Raw genomic sequence first — 14,451 nt, 5'->3', positions numbered from 1 at the left:
CCACGTCACGTCACGCCAAGCGGCGGAATACGGGCTTCACCGGTCGCCCGGCCAGCCAGGGGGTGGGGTCGGCGGCGTCCAGTGCCTTCCGGTACACGGCACATGCCTGGGCCACCACATCGACGGTGCGGTCGACGTCGGCGTCGCTGAGCGCGCTGCTCACCACGAACGACGGGGCCAGCACCCCGCCCGCGAGGAGCCGCCGCAGGAACAGGGTGCGGTACTGCTGCGACGGCTGCCCGTTCTCGTCGAGGGTGGCGAAGACCAGGTTGCTGGCCCGGCCCCGAACAACGAGATGGTCGCCGACGCCCATGCCGGCCGCGGCGTCGCGGACACCGGCGGCCAACCGCTCGCCGAGTCCGTGCAACTGCGCGGTGACGCCCTCCTCGACGTAGGTGGCTTGCACGGCCATCGCGGCGGCCAGGGAGTGCGTTTCCGCACCGTGCGTGGTGGACAGCAGGAACACCCGGTCGTCCGAGTGACGCAGCCCGCCCCGCTCCATCAGGTCGCGGCGCCCGGCCAGCGCGGAGACGGCGAACCCGTTGCCCAGCGCCTTGCCGAACGTGGAGAGGTCGGGGACGACGCCGTACAAGCCCTGGGCGCCCGCCTCGGACCAGCGGAAGCCGGTGATCATCTCGTCGAAGATCAGTACGCATCCGTGCCGGTCGGCCAGCTCGCGCAGGTCGGCGAGGTACCCGGCCGGCGGCTCGGTGTGGGTGGCGGGTTCGAGGATCAGGCAGGCGACCTCGTCCTGGTACCGGGTCAGCAGTTCCTCCGTGGCGGCCAGGTCCCCGTATGGGAATGCCACCGTGAGCTCGTTGGTCGCCGCCGGAATGCCGGCGGACATCGGCGTGGTGCCGATGAACCAGTCGTCGACGGAGAAGAACGGATGGCCGCCGCAGATGGCCACCCGCGGCCGCCCGGTGACGGCGCGGGCAAGGCGCACCGCGGCGGTGGTGGCATCGGAGCCGTTCTTCGCGAACTTCACCATCTCGGCGGTGGGCACCGTGGCCAGGAAGCGTTCCGCGGCCTCGACCTCCATGATGGACGGCCGGACGAAGTTGCTGCCGCGGTCGAGTTCCCGCCGCACCGCCTCGATCACGCGCGCGTGGGCGTGGCCGAGGCTGACCGATCGCAGGCCGGACCCGTACTCGATGTAGCGGTTGCCGTCGATGTCCCACACGTGGGCACCGCGGCCGTGGCTGATGACCGGGGCCAGGTTGTCGGGGTACTGGTCGTCGCCCTTGGCGTAGGTGTGCGCGCCCCCGGGGATCATGGCGTGCAGCCGCTCGTTCGCCCTCCGCGACCGGGGGAGGAGGAGTTCTTCGGTGTTCTCGGTGTCCACGCCAACCTCAACTCTCTATTTGCTTCAGGACCTCGGCGAGGCTCGGCGCCTCCCGGTCCCGCTGGGACATCGACGTGACCGGCAGCGGCCAGTCAATGGCGAGGTCCGGGTCGTCGAACGCGATCGTCACGTCCTCGGCCGGATCGTGCGGGCGGTCGATCCGGTACGAGATGTCGGCGGTTTCGGTCAGCGCCTGGAAGCCGTGCGCGCACCCCGCCGGGATGTAAAGGGTCACCTGCCTCTCGCCGGACAGCTCGAAGAAGGCCAGGTTGCGGTAGGTCGGCGAGTCCTTCCGCAGGTCCACGACGACGTCGAAGATCCCCCCGTACGAGCACCGCACCAGCTTGGCCTCGCCGGCGCCGGAGCGCAGGTGCAGGCCGCGCAGCACGCCCCGGACCGAGCGGGACAGGCTGTCCTGAACGAAGGCGTCCGGGTCGAGGCCCACCGAGCGGACCACGTCGGCGTCGAAGGTGCGGCAGAAGAAGCCGCGCTCGTCGGCGTACGGCGTCGGCTCGAAGAGGTACGCGCCCGCGATCGCCGGGACTTCGGTCGCTTTCATGGAGCCTCCCGCAGGGCGTGGGCGTGGTCGGCCGCCGGGAACACGGCCGCGGTCAAGGCGGTGAACTGGTGCTCCAGGCGCCGGGCGGCGGCCAGGTTCCGCTCGATGAGGGTCTGCCGCAGCTCAGCCGATCGCTTCTCCAGCGACCTGAACTGTTCGAGGAGTTTGCCGGCGTCGACCTCGCGCGCCGGGTGGCAGTACGCGCCGAGCCCCATCTGCGCCATGAGCGCGTCACTCTTCGCCGCATAGCTGAGGGCGAGCACCGGCGTGCCGGTCTTCAGCGCGCAGATCAGGTTGTGGTACCGGACCGCCACCACGGTGTCGGCAGCCGCCATCTCCTTCATCAGGTCGGCCAGCGCGGCCGGTTCGGCGGCGGTGACCAGCGGCGAGCCCACCGCGTCGAGGATCGCGGCGACCACCGACTCGTCGCACCTGTCGCCGGTGAGCAGCCGGACCGGCCTGCCCTCCTCGACCAGCGTGCGGACGAACCGGATCGTCCCGTCGAGGTAGCGCCGGAATATCTCCTCGGCCCGATCGCGGTCGTCGTTGCCACCGTGGAAGTCCATGACGCCGACGCACACCGGGCCGGGCGGTCCCGAGGGCGCGCCCGCAGGCGGCGTCGGCAGGGCGAACGCGAGGTCGGGGTAGACCTCGTCGCGCGCGGTGTTCACGCCCATCGCCCGCATCGCGTCACGGGACTGGGTGTCCCGGTACGAGCGGTACGCGGCCAGCCTCGCCGACCAGCGCACCAGGGTCCGGGTCGGCCGGTTGCCGATCTCGGCGGCACCGACGCTGACCAGCGCGACTCGGGTGCGAAGCAGCCGGCCGGATGCGCAGAGCAGGAACAGCGAGTACGGGAAGCCCCACGGCCGCAGCGGCAGCGTGGCCTCCAGGACGCCCATGCCCGGCACGATCACCACGTCGTGCCGGCGCACCCAGGCAGCGGTGCGGAAGACGTCGACGAGTTTGCCCAGACCCTTCCCCGCGATCGCGCCCGCACGCGAGGCGGTCCGGTACTCCCCGCGGTACCAGTGCAGCCGCGTCGCAGGGATCCGGAACCGGGCCGTAACGGCCTCGGCTCCGCCGCACAGCGCGTCCACGGCCGCCTCCGGGTGCCTGTCCCGGAGGTAGCCGAGCACGGCCTCGAGTGACCCGTCGTTGCCGAGGTTGCCGGAGCCGAGCAGCCCGAACACCCCTACGCGCAGCTCAGTCTCCTTCGCGGGCGTCATGGCCGCCTCCCCTCGCGTCCGGCGACCAGGGCGTCGACGGAGACGGTCGGCTTGGCCGGGTCGACGGGGGCACGGTCCTCGACCCGCTCACCGGCGCCCGGCCGGACCCGGCTGGTCATCCACGCGGCCAGGTGGCGGTAGCACGCGCGCCGGTCGGCCGGGGACAGCGGGGCCCGCCGGATCGCGGAGGCGAAGCCCCAGACGTACTCGGCGAGCAGCCGCGGCGTCGGGTGCAGCAGCCCCGCCCGGCGCGGGTCCAGGTTGACGCACCGGGAACGCTTGGACGGGTTCGCCCGCTCGGCGCGGGTGGGGTGGTCGCGGCGGAAGTACAGGAGTTCGGGGACCTGGTGGAAGGGGCCGTGCAGGGTGATCTCGGCGACGTAGGTGCGGTCCGCGTGGTGGTAGCTGTCCATCGGCTTCACCCGGCGCAGTCTGTCGGCCCGGAACACCCCGTAGAAGTCGTCGCCACCGGTCTCGAACAGCAGACTGCGGAAGCGCTCCGGCGCGTGCGGCGAGTCGGTGGCGAGCCCGTACTCGTACGGGACCTTCACCTTGCCGTCGCCGTCGATGACCGCCTGGCCGGTGTGCGCGAGGATCATCTCCGGCCGCTCGTCCAGCGCCTCCACGCAGACCCGCAGCAGCTCCCGGCCGTACAGGTCGTCGTGCGAGGCCCACTTGAACAGCTCGCCGCGGGACTCGGCGAACACATGGTTGTGGTTCGGCGTGGCACCGATGTTCCGGGACAGCCGGAGGTAGCGGATGCGGGAGTCCTTCGCGGCGTACTTCCGGCAGATGTCCTGGGTCCCGTCGGCCGAGGCGTTGTCGGAGATGACGAGCTCGAAGTCCTCGTAGGTCTGGCCGAGCAGGGCGTCGAGCGACTCGGCCAGGTATTCCTCGCCGTTGTACACGGGCAGGCCGATGCTCAGCCTGGGTTGCGCAGTCATGACGTCCTCACTTCGCGGATCGGTTCTTGAGCGTGCTCGCGCAGGGCGGACCGCAGTTGCAGCCACCAGAGGGCCGAGCCGCTGACGGTCGCGGCGGCGACGCCCCAGGCCGAGCCGACCGCGCCGGCTGCGGCCGCACCGCCGAGGCCGCCGCCGACGTAGCACGCGGAGGCGAACAACTGGCAGCGCAGGCTGCGCCGGGCCGCGCCGAGCGCGCGCAGCCCGGCCGCCGCGCCGGTGCCGAGGCCCGCGCCGGCGACACCGAGGCTGATCGGCACGATGAGCTGCGAGGCGGAGTGCCAGACGTCGCCGAGCACCATCTCGCCGAGCCGGCCGGGCATCAGCAGCAGCGCCCCGCCCCACAGCAGCGCGCCGACGGCCTGCCCCCCGCCGAGGAGCAGGCAGAACCTGCCCAGTTGATGCGGGGCCTGCCGCAGTACCCGTGCCGCCTCCGGGACGGTGACAAGCGAAAGCCCCATGAGCACGGCCAGGAAGGGGCCGAGCAGTAGCTCGGCGCCCCGAACCGCGCCCACCGCGCCGACCCCGACGATCGCGCCGAGCCCGTACGCCCGCAACTGGCTCGCGCCACTGAGGCTGACGTTCTCGACCAGGTACCGGTAGCCGAGATCGCGCTGCTCGCGCAGCCACCCGCGCGCCCCGGCCATCCGGGGCCGGATGCCGGACTGGATGTAGCCGTAGCCCGCGGCCACCGTGGCTGACGCGCCCCAGGCGAGCACGAAGGCGGCCACACTGCCCACACGGGCGGCCACCACCATGGCCGGGACGAGCGCGACACCCCACATGACGTCGTTGAAAAACGCCTTCCGCCCGGTGCCGGCGGCGAAGAACGAGTACCGCCAGGCGTCCTGGAGCAGCAGCCCCGGCAACATGATACCGAGGGCGGCGAACGCGGGCCCCAGCCGGCCGCCGAGGCCGAGCCCGGCCAGCAGACACACCGCGCCGAGGGCGGCGCCGACGCCGAGTGCGGTGCCCGTCGACCGGCCCACTGCCCCGCGCCGGGCCGCGTCCGGCACGCCGCTGAAGCGCACCGTGAGCGGATCGGTCGCCAGCCCGCGGGAGACGTTGAGCACCACGCCGTACGTCACCCAGGCGAGGCTGAACACGCCGAACGCGGTCACCCCCAGCGAGCGGGCCACATAGATGCCCACCGCGAAGTTGCTCACGCTGGAGGCCGCCTGGTCGGCCACCCCCCAGGACAGCCGGCCGACGAGAGCCCGCTTGGCGGACCCGGCCGGTGTCGCCGTTGTCTGCGGATTCTCCCCCTCGGTGGTCACCGGCGTCATGCCTTGATCAATTCGGCGCCGCACAGGGCGCCGGCCGCGGCGGCGACGGTGTCGAAGGGCAGCCCGGACCGCTCGGCCACGTCCAGCAGACTGTGCTCGCCGTCGGAGAGGCTGAGCACCCAGAGCATGGCCATCTGGGCCTGCTTCGCGTCGCTGCGGCCGCCGAGCGAGTCGTACAACCCGCGTCGGCCCAGCTGTGGTTCGCCGTAGGGGCTGAGATTGACGTACCGCCGGTTGCGGTCGAGCACGGCGAATGCCTCGCGGCAGACGGCGAGAGTGTCCGCCATCGCCTCCGGGGAGACGAAGTCCAGGTTGTCCGCCGAGGTGTGGTACTCGGGGTACCCGGCGTACGGGGTCCGGCTGAGCGAGCCCACGCCGAGATCGAACCCGGGCGAGCAGAACTGCCGCTCGTCGTAGCCGTACGGAGTGAACTCGGCTATGCGGTGCGCGCGTTCGGAGGCGTCCAGCACATGCCGCATCACCCGGTCGATCTCCGCGTCACCGCGCCTGCTCTGCTTGTACGTCAGTTGGCCCAAGTCGCCGGCGCAGGCCAGCACAAGCCCGTGCTTGACCCGTTCCACCCGCTCCGCGTTGCGGGCCAGCCAGGTGATCGCCCCGATGGTGCCGGGCGCGAAGATGAACCGGTAGGTGTAGTACGGCGTCTGCTCGGCCAGCGCCCGGGCCAGGAACGTGGCCACCGCGATGCCGGCCAGGTTGTCGTTGGCCAGCGACGGGTGGCAGACGTGGCAGGAGACGATCACCTCGTCGGCGACCTGCCCGGGGACCACGTGCTCGGCGTAGGTGAGATGGCCGTCGGCGAGCGTGGAGTCGATGCGCACCTCGTACTCGCCGTCCGGCATCGCGTCCAGGGTCTCCTGGGCCAGGCAGAACCCCCACTCCGGCTTGTAGTAGCTGGTGCGGTACGGCACCCAGGCCGGGTGGTCCGGCAGGGTGTGCAGGTGACCACGCAGCTCGGCCAGCGGTATGGTCGCCGACACCGGCACGCTGTAGCCGAGCACGTGCAGGCTGGACGCTGCGAAGTCGACGACCCGCCTGCCGGCGGTGTCGGCGATGTACGCGTCCCGGATGTTCCACTCCTGCGGCACCGTCCAGTCGAGCACCTGGGTCCCGGTCGGTACCTCGTGCACCTGCAGCGGGACATACTCGCCGACGATGTCCAGGGTGGCGCGCACACCGTCGCCGGTGATGCTCCGGCACAGCGGGTACAGCCGCTCCACCAGCTCGTACATCTCGTCGCCGGCCGTGGTCATCGGCGCCACCGCAGGGTGTCGTCGACGGTGCCGGCGTCGGACGCCGCGCGCAGCACGGCCAGCCGGGTGAAGCGTCGCTCGAAGTCCTCCCGGGTCATCCCGTGTTTGCGGTAGGCGTCGGCGAGTTCGAGCGCGCCCTGCTTCACGGTCCACTCGCAGTCGAAGCCGGGCACTGCGGCGCGGAAACGGGAGAAGTCCACCCGGTACGACCGCGGATCGGCACCGGTCTCCCCGGTGATCACCACCTTGGAGCCGGACACCGCCTCGGCGACCTGCTCGGCGATCTCGGCGACCGTGACGTTGTTGGTCTCGCTGCCGATGTTGAAGGCCCGGTCGTGCACCGCGTCCCGCGGCGCGGTGAGCGCGGCCGTGAAGGCCCGTGCGATGTCGGCGGCGTGCACCAGCGGGCGCCAGGGGGTGCCGTCGGAGAGCACGAGCACCTCGCCGGACAGGAGCGCGTGGCCCACCAGGTTGTTCAGCACGATGTCGGCGCGCAGCCGGGGTGAGTAGCCGAACGCGGTGGCGTTGCGCATGTACACCGGGCTGAAGTCGCCGTCGGACAGGGCGTGCAGGTCGTCCTCCACCCGCACCTTGGACTCCGCGTAGGGCGTCACCGGGCGCAGGGGGGCGTCCTCAGTCACCAGTTCGTCGCCGCCGGCGGCGCCGTAGACAGAGCAGGTCGACGCGTACAGGAAGCGCCGCACTCCGGCGTCGCGGGCCAGTTGGGCCAGCCGCACGGACGCGTGGTGGTTGATGTCGTAGGTGAGCTGCGGCGCCAGCGATCCCAGCGGGTCGTTGGACAGCGCGGCCAGGTGGATCACGGCGTCCACCCCGGCCACATGTTCGGCCGTGATGTCCCGCAGGTCCATCCGGTGGCCCGTGGGGGCACCGCCCACAGGCGCGCCAGCGCCGACTGGGGGAGGGTCGGCGGGCGTCGGGCCCAGCACGCAGTCGGCGAACAGTCCGGCGTCAAGACCGACGACCTCGTGCCCGGCGGCCGCGAGGATCGGGGCCATCACGGTGCCCAGGTAGCCCTGGTGCCCGGTCAGCAGTACGCGCAAGGTTCATTCCCCCAGGTTGAGAGTGAGTTTGGTGACGGCGAACGCCTCGGCGTAGCGCGCGTGGCATTCGATGCCGCGGATCCGGGCCAGCCCGAGGAAGGCTTCCCGGTCGTACCAGGGCCGGTGCCGCTGCGAGGGGTAGTGCTCCTGCAGCAGCCGCACCTTCCGTTCGGCGATCTCCGGTGACAGCGGCTGGTACGCCGATGGACGGCCGAGATCGCCGTCCCACTTGACGATCTCGTAGCCGAGCAACAAGTGGTCGCGGAACGCGGTGGTCATCAGCTTCGCCAGACCGCGGTGATCCTGGTGCGCGTCATCGGTGCGCGGGGCCAGCACGAGATCCGGCTCGGTCCCCGCGCGCAGTTCCTCGACCGCGGCCTTGGCCTCTTCCCAGTGCGCGGGCAGCCGGCCGTCCGGCAGCTTGTGCACGGTCAGCCGCAGGTCTGCGTCCGGGCAGAAGGCGGCGAGCGCGGCCTGCTCCTCCTGCTCCCGCTCGCTGCCGCCGCCGGAGAGCACCAGCGCGTCGACACGGATACCCGGCCGCGCGAGGCACATCGTCAGCAGCGTGCCGCCCGCGCCGATGGCGATGTCGTCGCAGTGCGCGCCCACCGCGACGATCCGGTCCAGGCGCCCGGCCCCGAGCCGGATCACGAGGTCCTCGTTCCGGCGCTCGCCCCCGCGCCGTCCCGTTCCCATACGGCCCACGGGCGGTCGCCCCGGGCGTAGGAGTCGTCGAGCGCGGCCCGCTCCTTCACAGTGTCGGTCGGCTTCCAGAAGCCGCGGTGCTGGTGCGCCACCAGCCGTCCGCGCTTGGCCAGTTGGGCACATCCGTCGGCGACCAGGTCCCCGTTCTCCGGGATGTGGTCGAAGATCTCCTGCCGGAGCACGAAGTAGCCGCCGTTCTCCCACAGGGGCAGTTCGCTCACCGCGGTGATGCCACCCACCAGGCCGTCCTCGCCCAGGTCCACGCAGTGGAACGAGGACTGCGGCGGCACCACCATCATCGACGCACCGGCGTCGCGCCGGGCGAAGGTGTCGATCATCTCCGGCAGTGGGGCGTCGGTGAGCACGTCGGCGTAGTTGGCGAGGAACATCTCGTCGCCGTCCAGGTGGTGCCGCACCCGGCGCAGCCGCTCCCCGATCGGCGACTCGACGCCGGTCTGCGCGAACGTGATCGTCCAGTCCGAGATGTCGGTGGACAGCAGCTCGGTCCGCCCGCCCCGCAGCACGAAGTCGTTGGACGTCGTCTCCTCGTAGTTGAGGAAGAAGTTCTTGATGTGATGGGCCCCGTACCCGAGACACAGGATGAACTCCGTGTGCCCGAAGTGCGCGTAGTAGCGCATGACATGCCAGATCAGCGGCCTGGGGCCGACCATCGCCATGGGCTTGGGGACGTCGTCTGCGGCACCGCTCCGCATCCGCATCCCGTAACCGCCACAGAACAGAACGACCTTCATCGCTTGACCTCGACAATGCTCAGTTCCGGGATGGGAAAGACCAGCCGGCCGCCCCAGTCGTGCACGAAGGACAGCTGCTCGACCAGTTCGGCCCGCAGGTTCCACGGGAGGACGAGGACGTAGTCCGGTCTGTCGGCGGCTATCTGCTCGGGCGGCAGGATCGGGATGCGGGTTCCCGGGGTGAACCTGCCGTGCTTGTAGGGGTTGCGGTCGACCGTGTACGGGAGCAGGTCGGGCCGGATGCCGCAGTGGTTGAGCAGGGTGTTGCCCTTGCCCGGGGCGCCGTAGCCGACGACCGTCTCGCCGCGCTCGGCCGCCTCGATGAGGAACCGCAGCAGATCCCGGCGCACCTTGGCCACCCGGGCGGAGAACTCGGTGTACCCGGACAGCTCCTGCAGCCCGGCGGCCTTCTCCCGGGCCAGCACGTCGGCCACCCGCTGCGTCGGCTCGGCGGCCACCTCGGCCGGCCGGGCCCACAGCCGGATGGAGCCGCCGTGCGTGGGCAGCAACTCGACGTCCACGAGCGCGAGTCCGCCGCTCGCCAGCGCCCGGGTCGCGGACGCGACCGTGTAGTACTGGAAGTGCTCGTGGTAGATCGTGTCGTACTGGTTCTCCTCGATCAGGGTCAGCAGGTGCTGCACCTCGATGGAGACCCAGCCGTCGTCGGCGACCAGGGCGCGCAGCCCCTGGGTGAACCCGACCACGTCGGGGATGTGCGCGTACACATTGTTGGCCACGACCAGGTCAGCCGGGCCGTGTTCGGCGCGGACGCCCGCCCCGGTGGCAGGGTCCAGGAACTCCGTGAGCGTGGGCACACCCGTGTCCCGCGCCGCGGCACCGACGTTCACCGACGGCTCGATGCCGAGGCAGCGGATCCCCCGGTCCATCACGTGCCTCAGCAGGTACCCGTCGTTGCTCGCGACCTCGACCACGAAAGCGTCGGTGCCCAGACCCAGCCGCGCTGCGGCGCCGGTGACGAAAGCGCGCGCGTGCTCCACCCAGGAGGTCGAGTAGGAGGAGAAGTACGCGTACTGCGTGAACGTCTCCTCCGGCGTGATCAGCGGAGGGATCTGCGCGAGCCAGCAGTCGGTGCAGACCCGAAGGTGCAGCGGGTACGCAGGCTCCGGCTGGTCCAGTTGGTCGGCGGCGAGAAAGCTCTCACACGGCGGGGTCGCCCCAAGATCGACGACGCTTTCCAGCGCCGCCGAGCCGCAGAGTCGGCATCGTGTCATTTATTGCCCCCCATCCCGCTCGCGCAGGTGTCCCCGCCGCGAGCCAGTTCCTTTGTCCCCTACCGGCGGCGGGCTGTCCCCTCCGCCGGACCGACCCGCGATCGCGGTGCGGTACCCATCCACCAGGCGCTCCAGCCCGACGGACGGGCTGAAGTCCTGCTCGTAACGGCGCCGGGCCGCCTGGCCCATCTCCCGGTTGCGGGCCGGCTCGGCCGCGATCCTGCGCAGGCAGGACGCGAGCGAGGCGGGCTCGCCCGGCCGGTGAAGCAGCCCTGTCACCCCGTCCTCGACGAGTTCGACAAAGGCGCCGTGACCGGCGGCGACGGCCGGGACGCCCGCCGCCATCGCCTCCACGACCACCAGGCCGAACGCCTCCAGCCAGGTCGAGGGAGCCACCACGGCGACCGACCGCGCGATGGCCTGCCGGCACTCCGCCTGGTCGTACAGGCCGACGTACCGCACGTCGTCCCGGCCCGCCGCCCAGGCGGTCACCTCCGGCTCCAGAGGCCCCGCGCCGGCGACCACGAGCGGCACGCCCACACCGCCGTCGGCGGCGATCTCGTCCCACGCGGCCATGAGCAGCCGTACGCCCTTGGCCTCCGCGAGCCGGCCGAGATAGAGCAGATGCTCGCCATCGCCATCTCGGCACGCGCCCGGTTCGGGCACGAAGTTGTGCTTCACAGCCAGTCGCCCGGGTGGCATGCCGGCCCCCACCAGGACGTCGCGCTGCGCCGCCGAGATGCAGAAGAACCGCTCCACGCCGGACCACCACCGCCGCCGGTTGACCGACATGCTGACCGCGAGCGGCACCGTCGCCAGCCGGGAGTTCCGGTAGCAGCCGTGCCGGACGGCGGGCAGGGGCGCGGCCCCGACGCACTCGGTGCACGGCCGGCCGTCCCGCTGCAGCGTGCCGGGCGGGCAGACCTGGGTGTAGTTGTGCAGCGTGGCGACGGCGGGCACGCCGGCGTCGGCGCAGGCGGCCAGCACCGCCGGCGACAGGAGCGGGAAGACGTTGTGGACGTGCACCACGTCCGGCCGCTCGGTGCGAAGCCGGGTGGCGAGCTCCGCGCGGACCGCCGGGTTCCACGGCACAAGCAGCGGCAGTGCGGCCTTGGCCAGCAGAGACCGGGAGGCGATGTCGTCGCTGCGCCGCTCGAACACCTCGACCCGGTGGCCGGCCCCGCGCAGCAGCGCCACCTCCTGGTCGACGACCTTGTTCTCCCCGCTCGGCTGCGCCGAGGCGTAGCGGTTGTGCACTACGAGCACGTGCATGCTCAGATCACCTCCGATCTCAAGGCCCATCGCGGGACACGTCGTCGGGGGACTTCGGGTGTCGAGAGGTCGGTGGCCGCGGCGGGTGCCGCCAGCAGCGAGGCGGCCACGGTCAGATGCAGCAGATACGGCGAGGCGTCGCCCAGCCCGGCCTCGGTGTACGACGCGATCGCGCAGTAGCTGATCAGGAAGATCGCGCAGGCCCTCGACAGCGACGGTGGCCGCAGCAAGGCGACGCCGCCCAACACGATGACGATCGCCGCCACCAAGGCGACGCCGGTCATACCCTGCTCGTTGTAAACGGCCAGCCAGCTGTTGTCGATCGGCAGCCCGCCGAACGACTTGTCGCCCAGGCCGAAGCCGAACAGGTACTCCGAGGTCGTCCGGGGTGCTGCCAGCAGGGCGTCCCAGACCTTGGCCCGACCGGTGAGGCTGGTGAAGTTCTCCTGGCTCTGGCCGCGCAGGAACCACGCCTGCAGCGCGGAGCTGAACGCCACCGCGGCCACCGCTGCGCACAGCACCGCCCAGGTGAAGAACCTGCGCGCGGCGGCGCTGGTCAGGATGAGCGAGCTGATCGCCAACGCCAGCCCCATGAGCAGGCCGAGCGTGGCCGTCCGGGTATGGGTCAGCGCGAGCAGGACGAGTGACGGCACGATGACCACCGCCGCGCTGGTCCTGTCGATCCGGCGGCCCAGTACGAGCAGCACGGTGAGCCCGATGATCACCGCGGCGTACTGTCCGATCTGCGGCGGGGTGAGCGGCCACAACGCGCCGACCAGCCGCCCGCCGTAGAGTTCGGGCATGGCGGCGCCCGGGGAGATGATCGCACCGGCGGCCACCGACCCGAGCACCGCGAAGTACATCCGGATGTGGTGCCGGACGAATGTCGGACTGCCGTCCCACCAGCGGCTGAGCAGCCACAGCGTGCCGACGAAGAGAGCCAGCCGGGCGCAGCGGAACAGCGCGCCGAACCCCGACTCCAGGTTCGCGCTGGAGATCACGCTCAGCACCAGCAGCAGGGTGAGCAGGAGCAAGAAGGCGCTGGCTCGGATGCGCAGCCGGAGATTGACGACGAGCGCCAGCGCGAACGCGGCGACCAGGGAGCCCATGGTGACCATCTGGATGAGGGAGCGCGGCAGCGGGACGATGGTCTGCGCCCCGGCGGAGCCCAGCGTGTTGAGGACCAGCAGCCCCCAGGCTGTCCCGACGATCTTCGACGTGTGGTCTGTGTGGTCTGGGCTCATCTCAACCACCGTCCTGTGCGCGGAAGGTGCTTCCCGCGTCCTGCTGGTACGGCGTGCCCTGCCACTGCCCGGAGTCGAGTATCCGGCTCGGGTCGTGGACGACGAATTTCCATGCCCCGATGTAGACGTTGTCGTGCCAGCGGTTGTGCTGCTTGCGGGTGATCGCCTCCGCCACCAGCTCGCCCTGGTAGGGCGACCAGTCAGGATAGGTGCCGTAGTTGGCCAGCACCGCCATTCGGTCGCACTTCACCGTGCACTCGACGACGGACTTGTCCAGCACGAAGCGGTTGTGGTGGATGTCCACCCGCTGGGTCTTCCAACGGCAGTCGGCGTAGAGCGGCGCGGTGGCGATCGCCGGCTTCGCGCAGCGATGGGTGTCCCGCACCAGCAACGTGCAGTCACCGGACGAGGTGTTGGCCGGGCTGTTGCAGAACCGGTCCGCGTTTTCCCACAGGGTGATCCCGGACCAGTTGTTCTCCATCACGTTCCGGTAGATCTCGATCTTGTCCGTGCGGGCTGGGATCCGTGGTTCGCCGCCGGACTCGGACAGGTAGACGGTCGCGAACGGGAAATTGTCGCCGCCGTCGGCGTACTTGCGGCCCTCGACCCAGTTGTTCCGCCGGATCGTGTTCTTCCGGATGACCGCGTTGTAGCTGATCTCGTAGATCAGCGCGGCGCCGTCGTTGGCCTCGAGCACGTTGTCCTCGATGCGGAAGTCGTTGTTGTTGGTGTCCGCCCACAACCCGGCTCCGCGGTTGTCGTGCACCCAGTTGCCGCGTACGTCGGCGCCGTTGACGGCCCAGAACTTGACGCCTCCGGTGCAGCCGCAGCCCGGCCGCCGCCGCTCCAAGTCGTCCCTGTTGTTGCCCACGATCTCGTTGCCCTCGACCACCAGGCCGCTGATACGGCCGGTGGCCTTGTACGCGTTCATGCCGTACTGACCGTTGCCGCGCAGGCAGCTCGCGCGGATCCGCTGGCGGGCACCCGCCATCAGCCCGGCGCCGGAGTTGTTCTGGATCGTCGCGTGCTCGATCACCCACCCGTCGGCCGAATCATGGTTGACCACGCCCTCGTTGAGCGGCGCGACGAAACCCTGCACGGTCAGGTAGCGGATGGTGACGTTGCGGGCGGTGCCGCCGAACGCGTACTGGTTGGTCTTCCGGCCGTCGAGCACCGCGCCTGGCGCGCCGAGGTAGCTGTCCCCCTCCTTGGGGAAGACCTGGGAGTAGCGGTCCGACTCGAGCCTGTGCTTGCCCGGTCGAAGCCAGAACGTGGTGTTCGGGGGGCTGCTCTCGGTCTTCGCAGCCAGGTCACCGGCCACCGCGGGGTCGACCGTCACCGCGCCCGCCGGCGCCTTCGCCGGCCCGGCCGCGGGCTTGGCACACACCCGGGCCACGGACGTGGATGGCTGGGCGGTCGGCTCCGCCGCCGGGGCGCCCGGCGCGCTCACACAGCCGGTCGCCGCCAGCAGGACGAGCGCCGGCGCCGCCACCGGCAACGCCCAGTTCCGCCACTTGATCACCACGCGTCCCC

The 14,451-nt window shown here is 71.2% G+C and carries 13 protein-coding genes; all 13 read right to left on the bottom strand.

Translation table 11 applies throughout. The features are described from left to right. Window positions 1-10: 10 nt before the first annotated feature. Genes FBY35_RS21575 through FBY35_RS21515 form a run of 13 tightly spaced genes read right to left on the bottom strand, consistent with a single transcriptional unit; the run spans window position 11 to window position 14,443 of the window. A complete protein-coding gene (locus tag FBY35_RS21575) occupies window positions 11-1,345 on the bottom strand; it encodes a glutamate-1-semialdehyde 2,1-aminomutase (RefSeq protein WP_142215646.1) in 1,335 nt (444 codons plus the stop codon). A gap of 7 nt (window positions 1,346-1,352) precedes the next feature. Then, window positions 1,353-1,904, bottom strand: a complete 552-nt coding sequence (rfbC, locus tag FBY35_RS21570; RefSeq protein ID WP_142215645.1) for a dTDP-4-dehydrorhamnose 3,5-epimerase — start codon at window positions 1,902-1,904, stop codon at window positions 1,353-1,355. After that, window positions 1,901-3,133, bottom strand: a complete 1,233-nt coding sequence (locus FBY35_RS21565) for a polysaccharide pyruvyl transferase family protein (RefSeq protein ID WP_142215644.1) — start codon at window positions 3,131-3,133, stop codon at window positions 1,901-1,903. Before FBY35_RS21565 ends, rfbC begins: the two co-directional genes overlap by 4 nt. Further along, a complete protein-coding gene (locus FBY35_RS21560) occupies window positions 3,130-4,077 on the bottom strand; it encodes a glycosyltransferase family 2 protein (protein WP_142215643.1) in 948 nt (315 codons plus the stop codon). The genes FBY35_RS21565 and FBY35_RS21560 overlap by 4 nt, the downstream gene beginning before the upstream one ends. Further along, entirely contained in the window at window positions 4,074-5,381 is a 1,308-nt protein-coding gene (locus FBY35_RS21555) for a hypothetical protein (RefSeq protein ID WP_142215642.1), read from the bottom strand. The genes FBY35_RS21560 and FBY35_RS21555 overlap by 4 nt, the downstream gene beginning before the upstream one ends. Beyond that, window positions 5,378-6,661 carry a DUF4910 domain-containing protein gene (locus FBY35_RS21550; RefSeq protein ID WP_142215641.1) on the bottom strand — a complete coding sequence of 428 codons (1,284 nt, stop codon included), beginning with the start codon at window positions 6,659-6,661 and terminating at the stop codon, window positions 5,378-5,380. The genes FBY35_RS21555 and FBY35_RS21550 overlap by 4 nt, the downstream gene beginning before the upstream one ends. Then, window positions 6,649-7,713, bottom strand: coding sequence for an NAD(P)-dependent oxidoreductase (locus FBY35_RS21545; RefSeq protein ID WP_142215640.1), 1,065 nt, complete (start codon window positions 7,711-7,713; stop codon window positions 6,649-6,651). The genes FBY35_RS21550 and FBY35_RS21545 overlap by 13 nt, the downstream gene beginning before the upstream one ends. A gap of 3 nt (window positions 7,714-7,716) precedes the next feature. Then, entirely contained in the window at window positions 7,717-8,364 is a 648-nt protein-coding gene (locus FBY35_RS21540) for a PIG-L deacetylase family protein (RefSeq protein ID WP_142215639.1), read from the bottom strand. Then, window positions 8,361-9,170 carry a glucose-1-phosphate cytidylyltransferase gene (locus tag FBY35_RS21535; protein WP_142215638.1) on the bottom strand — a complete coding sequence of 270 codons (810 nt, stop codon included), beginning with the start codon at window positions 9,168-9,170 and terminating at the stop codon, window positions 8,361-8,363. Before FBY35_RS21535 ends, FBY35_RS21540 begins: the two co-directional genes overlap by 4 nt. Beyond that, window positions 9,167-10,402, bottom strand: a complete 1,236-nt coding sequence (locus FBY35_RS21530; protein WP_142215637.1) for a class I SAM-dependent methyltransferase — start codon at window positions 10,400-10,402, stop codon at window positions 9,167-9,169. Before FBY35_RS21530 ends, FBY35_RS21535 begins: the two co-directional genes overlap by 4 nt. After that, window positions 10,403-11,674, bottom strand: a complete 1,272-nt coding sequence (locus FBY35_RS21525; protein WP_142215636.1) for a glycosyltransferase — start codon at window positions 11,672-11,674, stop codon at window positions 10,403-10,405. It abuts the gene before it with no gap. 2 nt (window positions 11,675-11,676) lie between these two features. Continuing rightward, the gene (locus FBY35_RS21520; RefSeq protein ID WP_142215635.1) at window positions 11,677-12,918 is read right to left on the bottom strand and encodes an O-antigen ligase domain-containing protein; all 1,242 of its coding nucleotides are present in this window, start codon (window positions 12,916-12,918) and stop codon (window positions 11,677-11,679) included. Between the two features lies 1 nt (window position 12,919). After that, window positions 12,920-14,443, bottom strand: a complete 1,524-nt coding sequence (locus FBY35_RS21515; protein ID WP_142215634.1) for a right-handed parallel beta-helix repeat-containing protein — start codon at window positions 14,441-14,443, stop codon at window positions 12,920-12,922. Window positions 14,444-14,451: the final 8 nt, after the last annotated feature.

Source organism: Streptomyces sp. SLBN-118, assembly GCF_006715635.1.
Classification (GTDB): domain Bacteria; phylum Actinomycetota; class Actinomycetes; order Streptomycetales; family Streptomycetaceae; genus Streptomyces.
This window is presented reverse-complemented; position numbering and strand designations above follow the sequence as displayed.

What these genes read in the sequence shown, in the direction of transcription:
- rfbC (WP_142215645.1), bottom strand. Translation starts at nt 1,904, where the DNA reads ATGAAAGCGACCGAAGTCCCGGCGATCGCGGGCGCGTACCTCTTCGAG.
- FBY35_RS21565 (WP_142215644.1), bottom strand. Translation starts at nt 3,133, where the DNA reads ATGACGCCCGCGAAGGAGACTGAGCTGCGCGTAGGGGTGTTCGGGCTG.
- FBY35_RS21560 (WP_142215643.1), bottom strand. Translation starts at nt 4,077, where the DNA reads ATGACTGCGCAACCCAGGCTGAGCATCGGCCTGCCCGTGTACAACGGC.
- FBY35_RS21555 (WP_142215642.1), bottom strand. Translation starts at nt 5,381, where the DNA reads ATGACGCCGGTGACCACCGAGGGGGAGAATCCGCAGACAACGGCGACA.
- FBY35_RS21535 (WP_142215638.1), bottom strand. Translation starts at nt 9,170, where the DNA reads ATGAAGGTCGTTCTGTTCTGTGGCGGTTACGGGATGCGGATGCGGAGC.
- FBY35_RS21530 (WP_142215637.1), bottom strand. Translation starts at nt 10,402, where the DNA reads ATGACACGATGCCGACTCTGCGGCTCGGCGGCGCTGGAAAGCGTCGTC.
- FBY35_RS21525 (WP_142215636.1), bottom strand. Translation starts at nt 11,674, where the DNA reads ATGCACGTGCTCGTAGTGCACAACCGCTACGCCTCGGCGCAGCCGAGC.
- FBY35_RS21520 (WP_142215635.1), bottom strand. Translation starts at nt 12,918, where the DNA reads ATGAGCCCAGACCACACAGACCACACGTCGAAGATCGTCGGGACAGCC.